17 protein-coding genes are annotated in these 20,367 nt (G+C 74.2%); 10 read left to right on the top strand and 7 right to left on the bottom strand.

The features are described from left to right. Positions 1–19: 19 nt before the first annotated feature. Positions 20–661, top strand: coding sequence for a hypothetical protein (locus tag ABT160_RS10890; RefSeq protein ID WP_351646209.1), 642 nt, complete (start codon positions 20–22; stop codon positions 659–661). A 66-nt stretch (positions 662–727) separates the two neighbouring features. Here the strand turns inward: ABT160_RS10890 and ABT160_RS10885 are convergent, their stop codons facing one another. Next, the gene (locus ABT160_RS10885; RefSeq protein WP_351646207.1) at positions 728–2,911 is read right to left on the bottom strand and encodes a helix-hairpin-helix domain-containing protein; all 2,184 of its coding nucleotides are present in this window, start codon (positions 2,909–2,911) and stop codon (positions 728–730) included. Continuing rightward, a complete protein-coding gene (locus ABT160_RS10880) occupies positions 2,908–3,891 on the bottom strand; it encodes an aldo/keto reductase (RefSeq protein WP_351646205.1) in 984 nt (327 codons plus the stop codon). Before ABT160_RS10880 ends, ABT160_RS10885 begins: the two co-directional genes overlap by 4 nt. Before the next feature lie 164 nt (positions 3,892–4,055). On the opposite strand from ABT160_RS10880, the gene ABT160_RS10875 reads away from it, so the two are divergent. Together ABT160_RS10875 and ABT160_RS10870 are read left to right on the top strand one after the other, a co-directional pair. Beyond that, entirely contained in the window at positions 4,056–5,105 is a 1,050-nt protein-coding gene (locus ABT160_RS10875; protein WP_351646204.1) for an LLM class F420-dependent oxidoreductase, read from the top strand. 217 nt (positions 5,106–5,322) lie between these two features. After that, positions 5,323–6,105 carry a ferritin-like domain-containing protein gene (locus tag ABT160_RS10870; RefSeq protein WP_351646203.1) on the top strand — a complete coding sequence of 261 codons (783 nt, stop codon included), beginning with the start codon at positions 5,323–5,325 and terminating at the stop codon, positions 6,103–6,105. A 9-nt stretch (positions 6,106–6,114) separates the two neighbouring features. Here the strand turns inward: ABT160_RS10870 and ABT160_RS10865 are convergent, their stop codons facing one another. Continuing rightward, positions 6,115–7,107, bottom strand: coding sequence for a magnesium and cobalt transport protein CorA (locus tag ABT160_RS10865; RefSeq protein WP_351646289.1), 993 nt, complete (start codon positions 7,105–7,107; stop codon positions 6,115–6,117). A gap of 53 nt (positions 7,108–7,160) precedes the next feature. Here ABT160_RS10865 and ABT160_RS10860 point away from each other — a divergent pair, with 53 nt between their 5' ends. The 5 genes from ABT160_RS10860 to ABT160_RS10840 all read left to right on the top strand — a co-directional run bounded on the left by ABT160_RS10860 (position 7,161) and on the right by ABT160_RS10840 (position 13,823). Beyond that, positions 7,161–7,847, top strand: coding sequence for a histidine phosphatase family protein (locus ABT160_RS10860; RefSeq protein WP_351646201.1), 687 nt, complete (start codon positions 7,161–7,163; stop codon positions 7,845–7,847). A gap of 91 nt (positions 7,848–7,938) precedes the next feature. Next, positions 7,939–8,529, top strand: coding sequence for a DUF3090 domain-containing protein (locus tag ABT160_RS10855; RefSeq protein ID WP_351646200.1), 591 nt, complete (start codon positions 7,939–7,941; stop codon positions 8,527–8,529). After that, a complete protein-coding gene (locus ABT160_RS10850) occupies positions 8,493–9,311 on the top strand; it encodes an SCO1664 family protein (RefSeq protein ID WP_351646198.1) in 819 nt (272 codons plus the stop codon). The genes ABT160_RS10855 and ABT160_RS10850 overlap by 37 nt, the downstream gene beginning before the upstream one ends. A 99-nt stretch (positions 9,312–9,410) precedes the next feature. After that, the gene (gene mshC / locus ABT160_RS10845; RefSeq protein ID WP_351646196.1) at positions 9,411–10,640 is read left to right on the top strand and encodes a cysteine--1-D-myo-inosityl 2-amino-2-deoxy-alpha-D-glucopyranoside ligase; all 1,230 of its coding nucleotides are present in this window, start codon (positions 9,411–9,413) and stop codon (positions 10,638–10,640) included. A 114-nt stretch (positions 10,641–10,754) separates the two neighbouring features. Continuing rightward, entirely contained in the window at positions 10,755–13,823 is a 3,069-nt protein-coding gene (locus ABT160_RS10840) for an NPCBM/NEW2 domain-containing protein (RefSeq protein WP_351646195.1), read from the top strand. A gap of 111 nt (positions 13,824–13,934) precedes the next feature. Here ABT160_RS10840 and ABT160_RS10835 read toward each other — a convergent pair whose 3' ends face one another. From ABT160_RS10835 to ABT160_RS10820, 4 genes are all read right to left on the bottom strand, one after another. After that, positions 13,935–14,573: a hypothetical protein gene (locus ABT160_RS10835; RefSeq protein WP_351646193.1), complete on the bottom strand. Its 639-nt coding sequence runs from the start codon at positions 14,571–14,573 to the stop codon at positions 13,935–13,937. 36 nt (positions 14,574–14,609) lie between these two features. After that, positions 14,610–16,352 carry a S8 family peptidase gene (locus ABT160_RS10830; protein ID WP_351646191.1) on the bottom strand — a complete coding sequence of 581 codons (1,743 nt, stop codon included), beginning with the start codon at positions 16,350–16,352 and terminating at the stop codon, positions 14,610–14,612. Between the two features lie 457 nt (positions 16,353–16,809). Next, complete coding sequence (locus ABT160_RS10825) at positions 16,810–17,994, bottom strand: PAC2 family protein (RefSeq protein ID WP_351646189.1); 1,185 nt, start codon at positions 17,992–17,994, stop codon at positions 16,810–16,812. A 316-nt stretch (positions 17,995–18,310) separates the two neighbouring features. After that, positions 18,311–19,372 (bottom strand): LLM class flavin-dependent oxidoreductase, encoded by a 1,062-nt coding sequence (locus ABT160_RS10820; protein WP_351646187.1) that lies wholly within the window; start codon positions 19,370–19,372, stop codon positions 18,311–18,313. 177 nt (positions 19,373–19,549) lie between these two features. Between ABT160_RS10820 and ABT160_RS10815 the strand changes: the two genes are divergently transcribed. Both ABT160_RS10815 and ABT160_RS10810 read left to right on the top strand, forming a co-directional pair. Further along, positions 19,550–19,813: a hypothetical protein gene (locus ABT160_RS10815; RefSeq protein WP_267828378.1), complete on the top strand. Its 264-nt coding sequence runs from the start codon at positions 19,550–19,552 to the stop codon at positions 19,811–19,813. Further along, a complete protein-coding gene (locus tag ABT160_RS10810) occupies positions 19,810–20,148 on the top strand; it encodes a hypothetical protein (protein WP_351646185.1) in 339 nt (112 codons plus the stop codon). Before ABT160_RS10815 ends, ABT160_RS10810 begins: the two co-directional genes overlap by 4 nt. The last annotated feature ends 219 nt before the right edge of the window (positions 20,149–20,367 follow it).

The following is a 20,367-nucleotide window of genomic DNA, read 5'->3' as shown; positions in this document are numbered from 1 at the left end:
TACGGATAGCGTCTGCACTATGTCTGATGCTGCGCAGCCCACCGCTGCCGAGGTACGCGCCGCCGCCGAGGCGCTCAAGGCCGCACTCGACCGCCACCTGGAGGCGGTCGAGAACCGTACGGGAGAGGACGACCCGGCCGTCTACGACGCCTTCAACGCCCTTGCCGCCGCGGCGGAGGCGTACGACGAGCGGCTCTACGACCGGTACGACGAGGTCACGCCCTTCGAGATCCCGGGAGCGGACGACGCCCTGCCCCCGTACGGAGGCCCGGAGGAGCCGAACGCGCTCAGCGTGCTGATCCGCCGCGACTACGCGGTGGTGGAGCCGCAGCGGCTGCTCGCCCAGGCGCAGCGCATCGCCGACCTGGACCCGGACGAGGACACCGACGCGGCGGGAACGAGCGTGCACGCGGCGGTCGGCGTGCTCTTCGGGGAGTACGAACCGGACGAGATCGCCTCCCGGCACAAGGAGTTCGGCCTGGAGGAGGGCGACTCCACGCTCTGGGTGAGCGCCGCGGACGAACTGCCCGAACCCGGCGAGTGGCTGGCCGGGCCCTTCGACCAGGTCGTGCCGGAGCAGGTGGTGTGCCGGTTCGACGTCAGCGCCGTCTTCGACGAGGACGAGGACCTCGCCGACGACCTGGACCCCGAGCGCGCCTGAGCCCCTGCCGGGCCCGGGCGGGCGGCGGCGCGCTCCCCGCCCGGACCCCGTGTCACCGCTCCCGGGTCACTGCGCGGGCTCGGGGGCCAGCAGGCCCGCCAGGAGCTCCTTGAGGCGCGTCGTACGGTCCGGCGCGGGAACCTCGGCCACTGCGCGCGGCAGCGCCTGGTCCACCCCGTGCACGACCGACAGGTGCCGCTCGCCCCGGCCGAACGCCGTGTAGACCCACGCCCGGCTCAGACCGCCCGCCGCGTCGCCCGGCAGCACCACGACCACGGCCGGCCAGCGCATCCCGGCCGCCTGGTGCGCGGTGAGCGCCCAGCCGTGCCGCACCGCCGACTCGACGGCCTCCTTCGGTACGACGACCTCCTCGCCGTCGCACTCCAGGCGCAGTCCCTCGGCGTCCGCGGACACCACGGAGCCGGTCCTGGTCCGCCCCGGCGCGGGGGAGTACGCCACGCGGTCGCCCGGGTCGAAGCCGCCGAAGCGCCCCGGGCCCGGGTTCAGCCGCTGCTTCAGGGCCGCGTTCAGCGCGCGCGTCCCCGCCGAGCCGCCGTGGCCCACGGTGACCACCTGGGTCTGGTCGGCGGGCACGCCCAGGGCCCGGGGCACCGAGTCGGCGACCAGCTGCACCGTGCGGTGCACCGCCTCGCCCGCGTCCCGCACCGGGACGATGACGACCTCCTTGCCGGGCGCCTCGACCTGGCCGAGCTCACCGATGCCGATGCCGGAGACCAGCTCGCCGATCGGGCCCGGGTCCGGGGTGCGGGAGGCCACCACCGGGCACGCCCGGGCCGCGAGCACGTCGGCGAACACCCGCCCCGCGCCCGCCGACCCCAGCACCCCGGGGTCGCCGCTGAGCACCAGGCGGCAGCCGTCCGGCAGGGACTCCACCAGCATCGCGGCCGTCTCCACGTCCAGCTGCGGGGCGTCCAGCACGGCCAGCACGTCCAGGGTGAGCAGCCCGTCGGCGTCCCGGCCGGGCCCGGCGGCGCCGGACAGCAGCGCGGACACGGTCACCGCGTCGCCGCCGAGCCGGTCCCGCCCGTTCTCGCCGTGCACCGCGACCAGCGCGCTCAGGCCCCGCTCGCGGGCCGCGCCCACCAGTGCCACCGGCTCCGCCCTGGACGCCTCGCCGCCGGTGTGGGCGACCAGGCCGTGCGCGCCGCAGGCCCGCACCAGCTCCGGGCCCTCCCAGGACTCCTCGGTGGCGGTCTTCACCAGCCGGGCGAGACCGTCGGCCAGGCTCTCCTCGGCGAGGGCGAACCGGTCGAGCCCGAGCAGCACCGGCACGTCGGCGCGCTCGGCCCCCGCCTCGGCGCCCTCGTCCCCGGCGTCCTCGTCCCCGCCCTCGTCCTCGCCGTCCTCCTCGTACTCCGCGTCCTCGTCCTCCTCCTGGAAGACCAGCACCGCGCCCTCGGAGACGGCCAGCCGCACGGCCTCGTCGGGGTCCGGCACCTTCCGCTCCGCCAGCGCGGCGCGGACGGCCGGCACCTCCAGGGCCGTGTGCCCCTGGAGCGCGGCGCGGTCCAGCAGCCAGACGACCAGGGCCACCACGCGCCGCTCGTCCCCGGGGCCGCAGTCGTCGCCGAGCAGGGCCCGGGCGAACCCGTCGGCCTGCTCGGGGCGCACCCCGGGCACCGCGAGCAGCTGCCAGGGGTCCTCGCGCAGCACGTCCGCCGCGCCCTCGCCGAGCGTCCGGGCGGCCGGCGCGGCCAGCGCCTCGGGGGCGCCGCCCCGGCGGAGCACCTCGCGCACCGCGTCGAGCGCCTCGGGCGCGGCGGGGGCCGGTACCCGGGGCGCCTCGGGCACCTGCGGGCGCACGGTCGCGGCCGGTTCGGCGGAGGGCCTGCGCGGGGCGGGCGGGGGTGCGGGGGAGTCGAAGTACGCGGACGCCTTGGAGCCGCCCTCCACCGCCCGCACCGCCGCCAGCAGGTCCGCGGCCTTGCCGCTCAGCTTGGTGCCGCTCGCGATCGGGGCGTCCCGATCGGCCTTGCGCTCCTCGATCCTGGCCCGGTGCTCGCGCTGGGCGGCCAGCTCGGCCTGCGCCTCGCTGACCTGCGGGGCGTCCGCCTCCGCGGTGGCCGCGACGGCCCCGGGCGCGGCGTCCTCGGACACGCCGTCCGCCGCGTCCTCCCCGGCAACGGCCTCCGCGTGGGCGTCCTCCGCCGGCTCCGGCGCGGCGGTCTCCCGCTGCTCCTGGTCCTCCTCGGAGGCGACGGGCTCCTGGTCCTCCGGGTCCGTGCTCACAGCGTGCTCCAGTCCTGATCGGGATAGCGGTGCACGGGCGCAGACACGTCGTCCAGCGCCCGGCAGATCTCGTCAGGAAGACTAAGGGTCTCCACTGACAACGCGGCCGTGAGCTGCCGCGCGTTGCGCGCGCCCACGATCGGGGCGACCACGCCCGGCCGGTCCCTGACCCACGCCAGCGCCACCTGGAGGGGCGTGGTCGCGAGTCCGTCCGCCGCTATCACCACGGCGTCCACGATCCGTCCGGCCGCGTCGTCCAGGTACGGCTCGACGAAGGGGGCCAGCTGTTCGGAGGCGCCGCGCGAGTCCGCCGGGGTGCCGCCGCGGTACTTGCCGGTGAGCACCCCGCGACCCAGCGGCGAGGACGGAAGCAGGCCCACGCCCAGGTCCAGCGCGGCGGGCAGCACCTCGCGCTCGACGCCGCGCTGGAGCAGCGAGTACTCCATCTGGGTGCTGGCGATCCGGGTGCGCGTCCCGGGCGCGGCGAGCTGCCAGGTGGCGGCCTTGGCGAGCTGCCAGCCGCAGAAGTTGGACACGCCCGCGTACCGGGCGCGCCCGCTGCTGACGGCCAGGTCGAGGGCCTGGAGGGTCTCCTCCAGCGGGGTGCCCGGGTCGAAGGCGTGCACCTGCCACAGGTCGACGTAGTCGGTGCCGAGGCGCTGGAGGGAGGCGTCCAGGGCGGCGAGCAGGTGGCCGCGCGAGCCGTCGAAGCGGCGGTCGGGGTCGGGCACGCTGCCGGCCTTGGTGGCGATCACCAGGTCGGAGCGCGGCACCAGCCGCTCCACCAGCTGTCCGAGCAGGTACTCGGACTCGCCCCCGCCGTACACGTCGGCCGTGTCCACCAGCGTCCCGCCCGCGTCCCAGAACGCCTTCAACTGGTCGGCGGCGTCGTGCTCGTCGGTGTCGCGGCCCCAGGTGAGGGTGCCGAGCCCGATGCGGGACACGCGCAGGCCGGTACGGCCGAGATGCCTCTGCTCCATGGGCGCTGAGATTACTGGCCAGGGCCCCACGCGCAGAGAGCCTGTGGACAACGTCCCCCTGACGGATCGCACGGACCCGCGCTAGAGTCCCGGCAACGGGACGTTACTGATGAGTAAGACCGTAGGACACGGACGAGTTACACGGACGAGTTAAGGGGAGCGGCATGCGGCTCGGCATCAACCTCGGCTACTGGGGCGCGGGCATGGACGCGGACAACCTGGCCGTCGCGCAGGAGGCCGACCGCCTCGGCTACGACGTGTGCTGGGCGGCGGAGGCGTACGGCTCCGACGCGCCCACCGTGCTCAGCTGGGTCGCCGCCCAGACCGAGCGCATCGACGTCGGCTCGGCGATCCTGCAGATCCCGGCCCGCCAGCCCGCCATGACGGCGATGACCGCCGCCACCCTCGACTCGCTCTCCGGCGGCCGCTTCCGGCTCGGCCTCGGCGTGTCGGGACCGCAGGTCTCCGAGGGCTGGTACGGCGTCAAGTTCGACAAGCCGCTGGCCCGCACCCGCGAGTACGTGGAGATCGTCCGCAAGGCGATGACCCGCGAGCGGCTGAGCTACGAGGGCGAGCACTGGACCCTGCCGCTGCCCGGCGGCCCGGGCAAGCCGATCAAGCTGACCGTGCACCCGGACCGCGAGCACATCCCGCTCTACATCGCGGCGATCGGCCCCAAGAACCTGGAGCAGACCGGCGAGATCGCCGACGGCGCGCTGCTGATCTTCCCCTCCGCCGAGCACCTGGAGGAGACGGCCGTGCGCCACCTGCGCGCGGGCCGCGAGAAGGCGGGCAAGTCGATGGAGGGCTTCGACGTCTGCCCGACGCTCCCGCTGGCGCTGGGCGAGGACGTGGACGCGCTGGCCGACATGTTCCGCCCGTACACCGCGCTCTACGTCGGCGGCATGGGCAGCCGCAAGCAGAACTTCTACAACCAGCTCGCGCAGCGCATGGGGTACGAGAAGGAGGCCGCCGAGATCCAGGAGAAGTACCTCTCCGGGGACAAGCAGGGCGCGGCCGCCGCGGTCCCGCGGCAGCTGATCGACCAGACGTCGCTGCTCGGCACGGTCGACCGGATCGCCGACCGGATGCGGGCCTACGCGGCGGCCGGGGTCACCACCCTGACGCTCGCCCCGGCCGGCTTCACCCTCGACGAGCGGGTCGCCGCCCTGCGCGCCGGCACCGAGGCCCTGGAGCGCTCCGGGCTGGCCTGACGCCCGGACAAGCCTGCGGCCGTGGTGGGGGCTCGGGGTCATCCCCGCCACGGCCGTCACGCAGCACAACGCCGCGCGCCCCCGTCCGGTTACGCGCCGTCCGCGCTTCCCCGCTCCTTCTTTCGGCGGAGTTGCCCGTCGCAGCTGTTGCCGACCGGCCCGTACCGCATTTGACTCGTCCTTTGCGGAGTGGCCCGCGCCGGTGGAGGTGGCAGTGATGCTTTCGGCCCGCAGTCTGTTCCAGGAGATCCTCGACGACGACGAGTCGTTCCGGCTCTTCTGCTCCATCGCCGCCAGCGGCGAGGCCCAGGGCGGCTGGGAGAACCGCAGGATCGCCGCGCTCGTCCCGGAGACCATGCGCGACCTGGCGCCCAAGATCACCCGGCACGGCGCGGACGAGGACAAGCACGGCCGGATCTTCCACGGCCTGCTCAGGAAGCGCCGCCTGGAGCCGGCCGAGGTCCCTGCCACCACCGACTACACGATGCTCCTGGAGCGCGCCGGGATCGGCCTGGCCCACGACAAGCTGCGCCGCGACGAGCCGCTGACCGAGCGGGACGTCATCGTCTACCTCTGCCACAGCCGCGTCACCGAGCAGCGCGCCGCCGAGCAGATGGACCTGCTCCTGAGGCACTTCGGCGACCACCCCGACCTCGGCAAGGCCGTCCGGCAGATCTCCGCCGACGAGGACAACCACCTCGCCTACTGCCACGAGGAACTGCTGCGCCTGGCCCGGGCCGGGCACGGCCGCACCATCCACGCCGTGCTGCGCGAGTGCGCGCTCGCCGAGCTCTCCGTCTACCGCGACGTCAGCCTCGCCGTGATGGCGCACATGGGCCGCATCCTGGGCTGGCCCGCCGCCAAGTCCGCGGCACTGCGCGCGGGCATCCACGGCGTGTACGCGTACGAACGCCTCGGCGGCTGGCGAAGATCGGTCAGCCTCAAGGCCCCCGACCGTCCGAACGCCCTGGGCGGCCCGTCCCCGGCCGCGGCCTTCTGACCCGCCCCGCTACAGCCAGCCCCGCCGCTTGAACAGCCGGTACAGGCCGAACACCGCCCCGGCCATCAGCGCGACCACCGCCGGGTAGGCCCACGGCCAGGCCAGCTCGGGCATGTGCTCGAAGTTCATCCCGTAGACGCCCGCGACCATCGTGGGCACCGCGGCCATGGCCGCCCACGCGGAGATCTTGCGCATGTCGTCGTTCTGCCGCACGCCCATCTGCGCCAGGTGCGCGGACAGGATGTCGGAGATCAGCCGGTCCAGCCCCTCCACCTGCTCGTTCGCACGCGTCAGATGGTCGTTGACGTCCCGGAAGAACAGCTGCGCGCGATCGTGGACGAACGGCACGGAGGCCTCCGCGAGCCGCGCCATCGGCGTGGCCAGCGGCCCCGACGCCCGGCGGAACTCCAGCACCTGCCGCTTGAAGGTGTAGATCCGCGACGCGGTGTTCCGGGAGTCGCCGCCGCTCGGGGCGAACACCTCGGTCTCCAGCTCGTCCAGGTCCAGCTGGAGCTCCGCCGCCACGTCCAGGTAGTGGTCCACCACGGCGTCGCTCACCGCGTAGAGCACCGACGTCGGCCCGTGCCGCAGGACCTCAGGATCCGCCTCCAGACGGCTGCGCACCGCCGCGAGGGGCGCGCCCACGCCGTGCCGCACGGTCACCACGAACGAGTCGCCTATGAAGACCATGAGCTCCCCGGTGGTGACCGTGTCGCCCTCCGGCTCGTACACCACCGGCTTCAGCACCACGAACAGCGAGTCGTCGTAGACCTCCAGCTTGGGCCGCTGATGGGCCTTGAGCGCGTCCTCCACGGCCAGCGGGTGCAGCCCGAACTCGGACGCGACGTGCTCGAACTCCTTCTCCGTCGGCTCGTGCAGCCCGATCCACAGGAAGGCGTCGCCGCTGTCCCTCGCCTCGTCCAAGGCGTCGGAGAAGTCGGCGGGGCCCTCGATGCGGCGTCCGTCCCGGTAAATGGCGCAGTCCACGATCACGGCGCGTATTCTTCCCCGGCCCCGCGCCCCGCGTACAACGCGGCACGCTTACCCTGACGGGCATGGCCACGTTGATCCTCGTACGGCACGGGCGTTCCACCGCCAACACCTCCGGCGTCCTGGCCGGCTGGACCCCGGGGGTGGGCCTCGACGAACGGGGCGCCGAGCAGGCCGCCGCGCTGCCCGCGCGCCTGGCCGCGGTCCCGCTGGCCGCCGCCGTCTCCAGCCCGCTCCAGCGCTGCCGGGAGACCCTCCAGCCGCTGCTCGACGCCCGGCCCGGGCTCCCGCTGCACACGGACGAGCGGATCGGCGAGTGCCACTACGGCGACTGGTCCGGCCGCAAGCTCGCCGAACTGTCCGACGAGCCGCTGATGGAGGTGGTCCAGCAGCACCCCTCGGCCGCCGCCTTCCCCGGTGGCGAGTCCATGCGCGCCATGCAGGCGCGCGCGGTGGAGGCCGTACGCGACTGGAACGCGCGCGTGGACGCCGAGCACGGCCCCGAGGCGGCGTACCTCGTGTGCTCGCACGGCGACATCATCAAGTCCCTGGTCGCGGACGCACTCGGGATGCACCTCGACCTCTTCCAGCGGATCCATGTGGACCCGTGTTCCGTGACCGCGATCCGTTACACCCGGCTGCGCCCCTTTCTCGTGCGCCTCGGTGACACCGGCGACCTCGCCGGCCTCGCGCCACGCGAGACGCCTCCCGCGGACGACGCGGAGGTCGGCGGCGGCGCCGGTGCGCCGTGAGCACGGGCGCGCGCTGATCGCCGGGCGCAGTAGTGTGGCGCGGTAACCCCGCTCCACCACCCCGCCGTCGACTTCCAAGGGAGACCGGAACGTGTCCCGTCAGGTGTACCTCTACGACCCGCCCGAGCGCTTCGTGGCGGGTACCGTCGGGCTTCCTGGCCGCCGCACGTTCTTCCTCCAGGCCTCCGCCCAGGGCCGCACCACCAGCGTCGCCCTGGAGAAGACCCAGGTCGCCGCGCTCGCCGAGCGGATCGACGAACTGCTCGACGAGGTCGTGCGGCGCACCGGCGGCAACGCCCCGGTCCCCGCCGTGGCCCCCGCCGACGTCACCGACACCGCGCCGCTGGACTCGCCGGTGGAGGAGGAGTTCCGGGTCGGCACCATGGCGCTGGCCTGGGACGGCGACGAGCAGCGCATGATCGTCGAGGCCCAGGCGCTGGTCGAGCTGGAGGCGGAGACCGAGGAGGACCTCGCCGAGGCCGAGGAGCGGCTGCTCCAGGACGAGGAGAACGGCCCCCCGATGCTGCGCGTCCGGCTCACCGGCGCACAGGCCCGCGCCTTCGCCAAGCGCGCCCTGGACGTCGTGAACGCGGGCCGTCCGCCGTGCCCGCTGTGCAGCCTGCCGCTCGACCCGGAAGGACACGTATGCCCGCGCCAGAACGGATACCGCCGCGGGGCCTGACCGCGACGGAGCTCCTGCTCAAGGGCGAGCTCACCGTGCGCGGCCGGGTCGGCGGGGCGTCCAACGCGGTGCTGTACTGCTCGGTCGCGTACGAGGGCGAGGAGGCGGCCTGCGTCTACAAGCCGGTCGCCGGGGAGCGCCCGCTGTGGGACTTCCCCGACGGCAACCTGGCCCAGCGCGAGGTGGCGGCCTACGAGGTGTCCGAGGCCACCGGCTGGGGCCTGGTGCCGCCCACCGTGCTGCGCGACGGCCCCTACGGCGAGGGCATGTGCCAGCTGTGGATCGAGGCGGCCCCCGAGGCCGCGCTACTGGCCCTGCTCGACGCCGAGGAGCCGGGCGAGGGCTGGAAGGCGGTCGGCTTCGCCGAGGTCGGCGAGGGCGGGACCGCGCTGCTTGTGCACGCTGACGACCCCCGGCTGCGGCGCCTCGCGGTGCTCGACGCCGTGATCAACAACGGTGACCGCAAGGGCGGCCACCTGCTGCCCGCCGGGGACGGGGCGCTGTACGCCATCGACCACGGAGTGACCTTCAACACCGACGACAAGCTGCGCACCCTGCTGTGGGGCTGGGCGGGCGAGCCGCTGACCGAGGAGGCGCTGGCCGCGCTGGAGCGGCTGACGTCACAGCTGGCCGAGGGAGCGCCGCTCGCCGCCCGTCTGGCCGAACTGATCACCGCCGCCGAGCTGGGCGCCGTACGGGAGCGTGTGGCGGCCCTACGGACCTCCGGGCGGCACCCGGAGCCCTCCGGAGAGTGGCCCTCCATCCCCTGGCCCCCGGTCTAGCCCGCACGCACGCGCGCGCGGGCGTGCGCAAGACGGCCGGATCGGACAGGAGCCCCATCCGGTTCGTATCCGGAAGGCCCGTCCGGTTACGCTCATGACATGCATGCCTGGCCCGCTTCTGAGGTCCCCGCCCTGCCCGGCAAGGGCCGCGACCTCCGGATCCACGACACCGCGACCGGCGGTCTGGTCACCCTCGACCCCGGTCCCGTCGCCCGTATCTACGTCTGCGGCATCACGCCGTACGACGCGACCCACATGGGTCACGCGGCGACCTACAACGCGTTCGACCTCGTGCAGCGCGTGTGGCTCGACACCAAGCGGCAGGTTCACTACGTCCAGAACGTCACCGACGTGGACGACCCGCTCCTGGAGCGCGCCGAGCGCGACGGCGAGGACTGGGTGGCGCTCGCCGAGCGCGAGACCGCCCTGTTCCGCGAGGACATGACCGCCCTGCGGCTGCTGCCCCCGCGGCACTACGTGGGCGCCGTCGAGGCCATACCCGGGATCGTGCCGCTCGTCGAGCGCCTGCGCGACCAGGGCGCCGCCTACGAACTGGACGGCGACGTCTACTTCTCGGTCGAGTCCGACCCCAACTTCGGCGGCGTCTCGCACTACGACGCCGAGGTCATGCGGGCGCTGTCCGCCGAGCGCGGCGGCGACCCCGAGCGCCCCGGCAAGAAGAACCCGCTCGACCCGATGCTGTGGATGGCCGCCCGCCCGGGCGAGCCCGCCTGGGACGGCGGCAGCCTGGGGCGCGGCCGTCCCGGCTGGCACATCGAGTGCGTCGCCATCGCCCTGGAGCACCTGGGGATGGGCTTCGACGTCCAGGGCGGCGGATCCGACCTGGCCTTCCCGCACCACGAGATGGGCGCCTCGCACGCCCAGGCGCTCACCGGCGAGCACCCGTTCGCCCACGCGTACGTGCACGCCGGCATGGTCGGCCTGGACGGCGAGAAGATGTCCAAGTCCAGGGGCAACCTGGTCTTCGTCTCCGCGCTGCGCCGCGACGGCGTGGACCCGGCGGCGATCCGGCTCGCGCTGCTCTCCCACCACTACCGCGCCGACTGGGAGTGGACCGACCAGGTCCTGGCCGACGCCGTGGAGCGGCTCGGCCGCTGGCGCGCCGCGGTCTCCCGCCCCGACGGCCCGTCCGCCGACGCGCTGGTCGAGGAGGTCCGCGAGGCCCTGGCGAACGACCTGGACGCGCCCGCGGCGCTGGCCGCCGTGGACCGCTGGGCCGCCGCCCAGACCGAGGGCGGCGGTACGGAGGAGGGGGCGCCCGGCCTCGTCTCCCGTACCGTCGACGCACTGCTCGGCGTGGCCCTGTAAGGACCGCCGCGGCGACCGCTGTTTTCCGCCGACCCGCCCCCGGACTCCGTCGAGTCCGGGGGCGGGTCTGTTTTGTCCATGGTCACATGAGCGTTTCTGCGCTAAACACGCCCCATGCAATCACCAATACGCACCTTGACTTCAAAACGCGTCAGAGTGTCGGTGGCCGGGGCACTCCTCGGGCTGTGCGCGGCGCTCACCGGGCCGGGCAGCGCACGGGCGGCCGACGACCCGCCGCCCACCACCGTCGGCGACGTCACCTCGTTCGCCGCGCAGGGCTCCGTCTACCGGATCGGCGCCGGGAAGGCCGCCGCCCGGATCAGCTTCGTGACCCCCGAGACCTTCCGCGTCGAACTCGCCCCCGACGGCACGTTCACCGACCCCACCGGCAGCGACATCGTGCTGCCGCAGGGCGCCCCGCCCGCCACCCGCTGGCGCGACCGCGGCGACCGCTACGAGCTGAGCACCGCCAAGGTGACCCTGCGGGCCTACAAGTCGCCCCTCAGGTTCGCCGCCACCCGCCCCGACGGCACCCCGCTGTGGACCGAGGCCAAGGGCCTGAGCTGGGGCGGGACGGGCACCACCCAGACCCTGGCGCGCGGCGCCGCCGAGCAGTTCTACGGCGCGGGCATGCAGAACGGCCGGGGCAACACCTCCCACCGCGGCAAGACCGTCGAGGTCGGCGTCGACTACGACTGGGACGACGGGGGCCACCCCAACTCCGTGCCGTTCTACCTCTCCTCGGCCGGCTACGGCGTCTACCGCAACACGTACGCCCCCAACACCTACGCGTTCGGCGAGCCGGTGACCACCACCGCCGAGGAACAGCGGTTCGACGCCTACTACTTCGCGGGCCCCACCGCCAAGGACGTCATCGGCCAGTACACCCGGCTGACCGGCAAGCCCTTCATGCCCCCGGTGTACGGCCTGGAGATCGGCGACGCCGACTGCTACCTGCACAACGCCAACCGGGGCGAGCGCCGCACCCTGGACGCCCTGAAGGTGTCCGACCAGTACGTGCGCAACGACATGCCCAACGGCTGGATGCTCGTCAACGACGGCTACGGCTGCGGCTACGAGGACCTGGCCGAGGCCGCGCAGGGCCTGCGGGACCGCAAGGCGCAGCTCGGACTGTGGACCGAGGACGGCATCGACAAGCTCGGGGAACAGGTGAGGGCCGGACAGCGGGTGGCCAAGCTGGACGTCGCCTGGGTCGGCGACGGCTACAAGTTCGCCCTCGACGGCTGCAAGGACGCCCACGCGGGCATCGAGGCCAACAGCGACGCCCGCGGCTTCACCTGGGCCCCCGAGAGCTGGTCCGGCGCGCAGCGCTGCGGCGTGCAGTGGTCCGGCGACCAGTCCGGCTCCTGGGAGTACATCCGCTGGCAGATCCCGACCTACGCGGGCGCGTCCATGTCGGGCCTGGCGTACACCACGGGCGACGTCGACGGCATCTTCGGCGGCAGCCCCAAGACGTACACCCGCGACCTCCAGTGGAAGATGTTCCTCCCGGTCACCATGACCATGGACGGCTGGGCCGCCAGCGACAAGCAGCCCTTCCGGTACGGAGAGCCGTACACCTCGGTCAACCGCGACTACCTCAAGCTCCACGAGGCACTGCTGCCGTACGTCTACTCGTACGCGCGCGAGGCGACGAGGACCGGCGTGGGCCTGGCCCGCCCGCTCGCCCTGGAGTACCCGGACGACCCGAAGGCCGCCACCGACGCGGCCAAGTACGAGTTCCTCAGCGGCCGCGACTTCCTGGTGGCGCCCGTGTACCAGGACGCCGTCAAGCGCGACGGCATCTATCTGCCCAAGGGCACCTGGGTCGACTACTGGAGCGGACGTACCTACGAGGGCCCCGTCACCGTCGACGGCTACAGCGCCCCGCTGGACACCCTCCCGCTGTTCGTACGCGCCGGGGCCACCGTCCCCATGTGGCCCGGAGGGATCCGCTCCTACGCCGACCGCTCCCCGGGCTCCCCGCTGGCCTGGGACGTCTACCCGCAGGGCCGCTCCTCCTTCGAGCTGTACGAGGACGACGGCGTCACCCGGCAGCACGCGGACGGCCGCTACGCCACCCAGCGGGCCGACGTCGAGGCCCCGGTGCGCGGCCGCGGCGACGTGACCGTGCGCGTGGGCGCCCTCAAGGGCTCCTACGCGGGCCGCGGCACCACGCGCCCGTACCAGTTCACCGTGCACACCGGCCACGCCCCCGGCGGCGCCGAGCTGGACGGCCGCGACCTGCCCCGGTACACCACCAAGGCCGCCTTCGACCGGGCGGGCCAGGGCTGGTGGTACGACCGCGACGACCGGGGCGGCGTGGTCCACGTCAAGACCCCCTCGCTGCGCACCGACCGGGGCTTCGAGCTCGCGCTCGACGACGCCAGCGCGGTCGGCGGGGCGGTCCCCGGCTCCGCCGCCACCCTCGCCGCCCCCGCCGGCCAGGAGATCGGCGCCGGCACGCGCGGCACGGTCGCCGTGGACGTGACGGCGGGCACCCGGGACGCCACCGCCGCCCAGGTCTCCCTGAGCGCCCCGGCGGGCTGGAAGGCCGCCCCCGCGTCGCCGGGGGTCCGCATCCCCGCGGGCACCACCCGGCGGGTCCAGGTCGAGGTCACCCCGCCCGCCGACGCAACCGTCGGCGAGGCCGTGCTCACCGCCACCGTGCGCCACCGGGCCGCCGGGACCGAGCGCACCGCCGTCCAGCGGTTCGCGGTCTCCGTGGTGCCCGGGCCGCCCGCCGGGGACGCCTGGGCGAGCGACCTGGTGTGGCTGCGCGACACCAACGGCTGGGGTCCGCCCGAACGCGACCGCAGCAACGGCGAGTCCGGCGCCGCCGACGGGCACCCGCTGACCCTCGCGGGCAAGGCGTACGACAAGGGGATCGGCGTCCACGCCGACTCCGACATCGAGGTGTACCTCGGCGGCCGCTGCACCGCGTTCACCGCGGACGCGGGCATCGACGACGAGATCAACGGCTACGGCGAGGTGGCCTTCTCCGTCGAGGCGGACGGCAAGACGCTGTGGACCTCGCCGAAGGTCACCGGCGCCTCGGCCACCGCCCCGGTCGCGGTCGACGTCACCGGCGCCCGGCACGTCCGGCTGAAGGTCACCGACACCAACGGGTCCAAGAGCGGCGACCACGCGGACTGGGCCGCCGCCAGGTTCAGCTGCGCCTGAGCCGCGTACGGCGCGTCCTCGTACGACGACGCGCGCGTAGGACAGCGCGCGTACGACAAGGGGCGCCGGGCGGGAGGTCCCGCCCGGCGCCCTCGCGCCGTCCGCCGCGCGCTACTTGTGGACCACCACCGCCTGGATCGCGTTGGTGCCCGAGTCGTACCAGCCGAGCACCTGGTGCCCGAAGGCGAACGCCTCCTGCACCTCGTCGTGCGTCACCTGGTTGGGGTTGACCAGCTGGCGCCAGCCGTTGTCGATGAACAGGTAGAGGATCGACGGCTGGCCGGGCAGCGGGGTCACCACGTCCCAGTACGCCGTCGCCACGCCCTGGAGCAGCGCCGCGGCCTCGACCGCGCTGGGGATCACCAGCGGCTGGCCCATGCCCTGCATCTGCCCCTGGCCCATGCCCTGTCCCTGGCCCTGCCCGAACTGCTGCTGGCCCGGCTGCCCGAGCTGCTGGAGCAGCGACTGGAAGGGCTGCTGCTGCCCGAGCTGCTGGAGCTGCTGGCCGATGCCCTGGCCGGTGCTCTGGCCGTACTGCTGCTGGGGCTGCTGGCCGATGCCCTGGCCGTACTGCTGCTGGCCGCCCTGGCCGAAGCCCTGACCGATCTGGGGCGGTGACGTGCTCGGACCCTGCTGGCGGCCGAACTGGCCCTGGTGCTGGCCGTACTGCTGCTGGCCGTACTGCTGCGGGGACTGCTGCTGGCCGAAGCCCTGCTGCATGCCGGGGCTCATCTGCGGGGTGGTGCTCATACCGTGCTCACCTTCCCTTTCGGCTGGTCCTGCGACTCATCCGGAGACGACCAGGCCGACGACCTCGTCGTCCGAGTACCAGACGCGTACGTCCGGCCGGCCCCCGGCGAAGGCGGCGTGCACCGCCTGGCGCACCTCGGGGGCGGGACCGTTCAGGTTGCGCCACGCGCCGGCGACGAACAGCCGCAGGCGCGGGGGCAGTTCGGGGGGATACGGGATCAGCTCGTCCCAGTACCGCTCGGCCTGCCCGGAGCCGACCGACGACGGTACGAGGTGGGTCACCGCGGCCCGGACGTCCGGGCGGTTGCCGATGCGCTGGGAGGCCGGGCGCCCCGGCGCGTCCTGCTGCGGCGACCCGGTCCTGCGCAGCACCTCGCGGGCCCGCTCCGGGCTCATCGGGCCCAGGCCCGCCGCCTTGAGGATGCCCTGCAGCGAGGCCAGGGCGCCCACCACGACCGGCGAGGCGGAGGAGGTGCCGGAGAACGTGTCGGTGTACCAGGCGATCTCCTCGGCGCCGCCCTGGAGGTCGCCGGGGCCGTCCCAGGAGCCGCCCGTGGTGGTGACCTCGCGGCCCCAGCCCTGGGCGTCCAGCCGGGCGCCGTAGTTGGAGAACGCCAGGCGGGAGCGGTCCGGGCCGTGGTCGCGGCCGTGCGTGCCGGGCGGGGGAGCGCCCGCGCCCACCAGGACGGCGCCGGAGGTGGCGTTGGACGGGTTGAACGGATTGCGCCACCACTCGGGGAAGGAGTCGGGCCTGCGCTCGTACACCGCGTCGTCCAGGCTCTCCGCGCCGTTGCCCGCCGCCTCGACCACCACCACGCCGCGGGCCGTGGCCCAGCGGATCGCCGCGAAGTCGTCCGGCCACCACTCCAGGGCGACGTAGCCGCGCTGGTCCGCGCGGTCCGCGTAGTCGAACCGGGGCCCGGGGCGGTGCAGTTCGATCAGCAGCAGGTCACCCGGCTGCAGCCGCTCGGCCGCCGCGTGGACCGCCGCCGCCGTGCCGATGCCCTGGAAGGACGCGGCCGCGGTCACCGCGCCCGGGGCGATGCCGCTGATGCCCTTCTCGTCGCGGTCGCCGCCGATGACGCCCAGGACCGCCGTGCCGTGGTTGCGCCACGCCACGTCCTGCACCGGACTGCCGACGACGATGCCCGCCAGCCGCTCCGCGAGGTCCTCGTGCGCCAGCTGCCAGGCCCCCTCGACGTCGACGACCGTGACCCCCTCGCCGTCGCCGCCCCGCCGCTGCCACGCCCACCGGGCCTCCACGCCCTCGGGCGCCGGGCCCAGGTATCCCTGGCGGCCGGTGAAGTCGGGGGTGGCGGGGGCGCCCTCCTTGAGCCGTCCGTCCGGGCCCGTGTCGGGTGGCAGCACCGTGGCGGGGACGGCGCCCGGCTTCACGTACGCCGTCTCGATCCCGGGCAGCGCCGCGAGGCGCGCGGTCAGCTCGAACGCGCGGTCCGACGCCCCCCGCACCCGGTAGAAGAGCGCGAGGTCGGGCGGCGCGCCCCGGCCGTCGGGCTGCTGCGGCGCGGCGGGGCGGGTGCGCTCCTCGCTGCCGAACAGGGGCTCCAGGGCGAGCTGTTCGTCCTCCAGGAACATGTTCAGCGCGGAGACGTCCGCTCCGGACGCCGACCGCACGCCCTCGGCTCCGGCGCGCAGCCGGGCCTCCGGCCGTGCGAGGAGGATCAGCTCGGGCTCTGCGCCGCGGTAGGTGAATCCGGTTCCGTCTGGTCCGGGGGCCGTCGATCCGGGGCCCTGTCCGGGGGGTGCCTGCTCGGTCATCGCCGCGTCCGCTCCCTTCGGGATGCTGTGTGCGGGGTGTCGAGGTGCGGGGTGTCGGGCTCCTGCCGGGACGTGTCGTCCGGGTCGCGGCGGGGCTCCGGGGAGTCACCCTGCTACCGCTCGGGGCAACCGTCCACCCGTACCGGGCAGTTGGGTTTTGGGGCGGCTGGGAACGGGAACCCCAGGCAATCCGGCCGGAAAGAGGTGTCACGCCTGAAACCGGCCGAAGACGCACGGGGGCCCGGGGCCGCCCGGGAGTCCGGGACGGCCCCGGGCCGCGTGGAGCCGGGGGAACGAAGGGGTACGGATGGGCGCCGGCGGACGCCGGTGGGCCGGCAGGCACCGGTGGGAGCCGGAGGGGCCGGCGGGCACCGGTGAGCCAGCGGGTACTGGCAGGTACCGGTGGGCCGGCAGCCACTGGCAGGCACCGGTGGGCCCGAGGGGCCTTGGGGGGCGGTCAGTCCTCCGGAGAGCCCGAGGAGCCCGGGGAGCCGGGGTTGTCCGGGGTGTCCGGAGCGTCCGGGGCGCCCGACGGGCGCGACGCGTCCGAGGGTCCCGCCGCGCCCGACGGTCCTGCCACGTCCGACGGTCCCTGCGCGTCCGGCCTGCCGGAGGGGCCCGGCGTGCCGGGGGAGTCCGTCGGGTCCGGAGCGTCAGCCGGGTCCGCCGCCGCGTCCTCCGCCGTCCCCGCCCCGGGACCCGGGTCCGTCCGCGGCGGCTTCGAGGGCCTGGTGCGCCCGCCGGAGTTGTCCCGCAGGTACGTCCCCTCGCCGCCCTCGGCGGCCAGGCCGGGACCCGCGCCGGGGTCGCGCCGGCGCAGGTAGCGCTCGAACTCGCGGGCGATGGCCTCGCCCGACGCCTCCGGCAGCTCGGCGGTGTCCCGGGCCTCCTCCAGCGTCTGCACGTACTCGGCGACCTCGCTGTCCTCGGAGGCCAGCTGGTCCACGCCCAGCTGCCAGGCGCGGGCGTCCTCGGGCAGCTCGCCCAGCGGGATCCGCAGGTCGATCAGGTCCTCCAGGCGGTTGAGCAGCGCCAGCGTCGCCTTGGGGTTGGGCGGCTGCGACACGTAGTGCGGCACCGCGGCCCACAGGCTCACCGCGGGCACGCCCGCGTGCGTGCACGCCTCCTGGAGGATGCCGACGATCCCGGTCGGGCCCTCGTAGCGGGTCTCCTCCAGGTCCATCGTGCGCGCCAGGTCCGGGTCGGAGGTGACGCCGCTGACCGGCACCGGACGGGTGTGCGGGGTGTCGCCGAGCAGCGCGCCCAGGATCACCACCATCTCCACGCCCAGCTCGTGGGCGAAGCCCAGCAGCTCGTTGCAGAACGAGCGCCAGCGCATGGAGGGCTCGATGCCGCGCACCAGGACCAGGTCGCGCGGCTTCTCGCCGCCGACGCGGACCACGGAGAGGCGCGTGGTGGGCCAGGTGATCTTGCGTACCCCGCCGTCCAGCCACACCGTGGGCCGGTTGACCTGGAAGTCGTAGTAGTCCTCGGCGTCGAGCGCCGCGAACACCTCGCCCTTCCACTCCCGGTCCAGATGAGCGACCGCGGTGGAGGCGGCGTCGCCGGCGTCGTTCCAGCCCTCGAACGCGGCCACCATGACCGGGTCGATCAGCTCGGGTACCCCCTCGAGCTCGATCACCCAGTGCCTCCTTCCGAAGTTCTCTCTCGTACGGACCAACCTTACGGCTTACCGGGGGGCCGTCCGCAGCCCCTGTACACGTCCGAGTGCACTGGGGCCTACCGGCGACTACCCAGGATGATCCCGAGAAACACCGTCGTGAGGAGGTCGAAGGAGGAAGGCGGAGGACGACGGGACGACGGCAGGAGGATGGCGGGAGGACGTCAGGAGGGGGCGAGGGGGACGGGACCGTTCGTACGTCCCGCGACGCCTCCCGTCCCGCGCCCCGCCACGCCTCCCGCCACGCGATCCGTCCCGCGCCCCGCCACACGTCCTGTCATGCGTCCCAGAGGGTGCTGGGCGCCTCCCTCCGCACGACCGGGGCGACCTCCTCGGCGAACCGCTGGAGCGTCTCCACCTGCTCGGCGGTGGACTGGCCGAAGGTGTCCACGCTGACCGACTGCAGGTCGTGCCGGTACACCTGGTGGTAGCCGAGGATCTTGTCGATGACCTGCTGCGGGCTGCCGATGAGCTGGGGCCCGTCCGCGATCGCGTCCTCGATGGTGCGGAACGGGGTGTTGTACCCGGTCTTCCCCTCCAGGTGCGGCCGGAAGTTCTGCGCCACCTTCGCCTCGTACAGCTCCTTGTAGCGGGCGACGGCCTGCCGCTCGGTGTCGGCGAGGAGCAGTCCGCCGGAGCCCGCCGCGACGTACGCGCGGGCCGGGTCGTGCCCGTACTCCTCGAACTTCTCGCGGTAGTGCCCGATCAGCCGCGCGTACGCCGCGCGCGGCTGGACGGCGTTGGCGGTGAACAGCGGGTCGCCGTGCCGGGCCGCCAGTTCGGGGGAGTTGAGGCTGGTGGCCGAGCCGTGCCAGACCCGGGGCGGTCCCGCGTACGGGCGCGGGACGGTGGTGACGTCCTTCAGGGGCGGGCGGAACTCGCCCTCCCAGTCCACCCCCTCCTCCCGCCACAGCCTGCGCAGCAGCTCGTACTTCTCCTCCTGGAGGTCCCACTGGCGGGACTCGTCCAGGCCGAAGAGGTCGAAGTGGCCCGCCTCGGCCCCCTTGCCGACGACCAGTTCGATCCGGCCGCGGGAGAGCTGGTCGAGCGTCGCGTAGTCCTCGGCGACCCGCACCGGGTCCAGGATCGCGACGACGGTGACGCCGGTCAGCAGCCTGATCCTGCGGGTACGGGCGGCGAGCGCGCCCAGGACGACGGTGGGGCTGGAGGACAGGAACGGGCCCGCGTGCCGCTCGCCGACCGCGAAGGCGTCGAAGCCGAGCCGCTCGGCGGCCTCGCCGACGGCCAGCACCTGCTCCAACCGGTCGGCGGCGGTGGGGAGTTCACCCGTCAGGGGGTGCGGGGCGTGTCCGATGATCGAGAGCACTTGGAACTTCATGCTTCGACTGTCCCCGCCGGGTGTTGCGGACGTGTGGCGGGCGTGTGGCACCGCCCGGGGCCGACCGGATGAGGCGGTCCCGGGCGCGCCGAGGGGGGGGGCCCCCCCCGGGGCGCCCCCCCCCGCTGGGGGGGGGGGGCGCCTCACTCTCCCCGTTCGAAGAAAGAGGAACTGCCCATGACCGACGCTTCGCGTCGTACCCTCCGCACCGTCGTGCAGACCGTGCTCGCCCTCGCCGCAGGTCTCCCGCTCATCATCGACGCCGCAGGTATCCCGCAGACCGCCGCCGGCGTCGGCCTGGCCCTCGCCGTGGCCGGTGGCGTTACCCGGGTGATGGCGCTTCCGGTCGTCGAGAACGTACTGCCCGCATGGCTGCGCGCCGAGCCGAGCACCGACGACGAGCTGCTCGCCCTGTACCGGAAGGATGACCGCGCCGAGTGACTGCTGCGACGACCGGCGTCGATCCGATCGACGCCCTTGTGCTCTGGTCCGGGGCTCTCGTCGCCGTCTCGGGCGGGCTCGCCCTTGCGTGGCGGGCGACCCGTTCATTCCGCCGGATCGGCGGGAAGGTCGAGAACTTCGTCGACGACTGGCAGGGCACGGACCCCCGCCCCGGCGTTCCGGGCCGCCCCGGCGTCATGAGCCGACTCGGTGCCATCGAGGACCGCCTCGCTCGCGTCGAGCACGAGCTGCACCCCAACAGCGGCTCGTCGCTGCGTGACGCCGTCGACCGGGTCGACGAGCGCACCCGCCAACTGACCGATGACGCCCCCTGACGCACTGCACCCCTGCTACCGGTCTCGTACCGGTAGCAGGGGTGCCTTTTCTCGTTGGGGCAGGACGCGAGGATGCCCTCGACGAGGAGAGTCGTCGAGGGCATCCTCGGGGCTTCACCGAACGGGGGACCTCAAGCGGCCACCGGTTCGGGATGCGCCCCGGGTCCGCACTCCGCCCCCACGTTGGGAGACGACCAAGAGCGGATGCGGTCGCGTAAG

This window comes from Streptomyces sp. NPDC001941, assembly GCF_040296945.1.
GTDB lineage: Bacteria > Actinomycetota > Actinomycetes > Streptomycetales > Streptomycetaceae > Streptomyces.
Note: the sequence above shows the minus strand (reverse complement) of the source record. Positions and strands in the feature narration are given on the sequence as shown.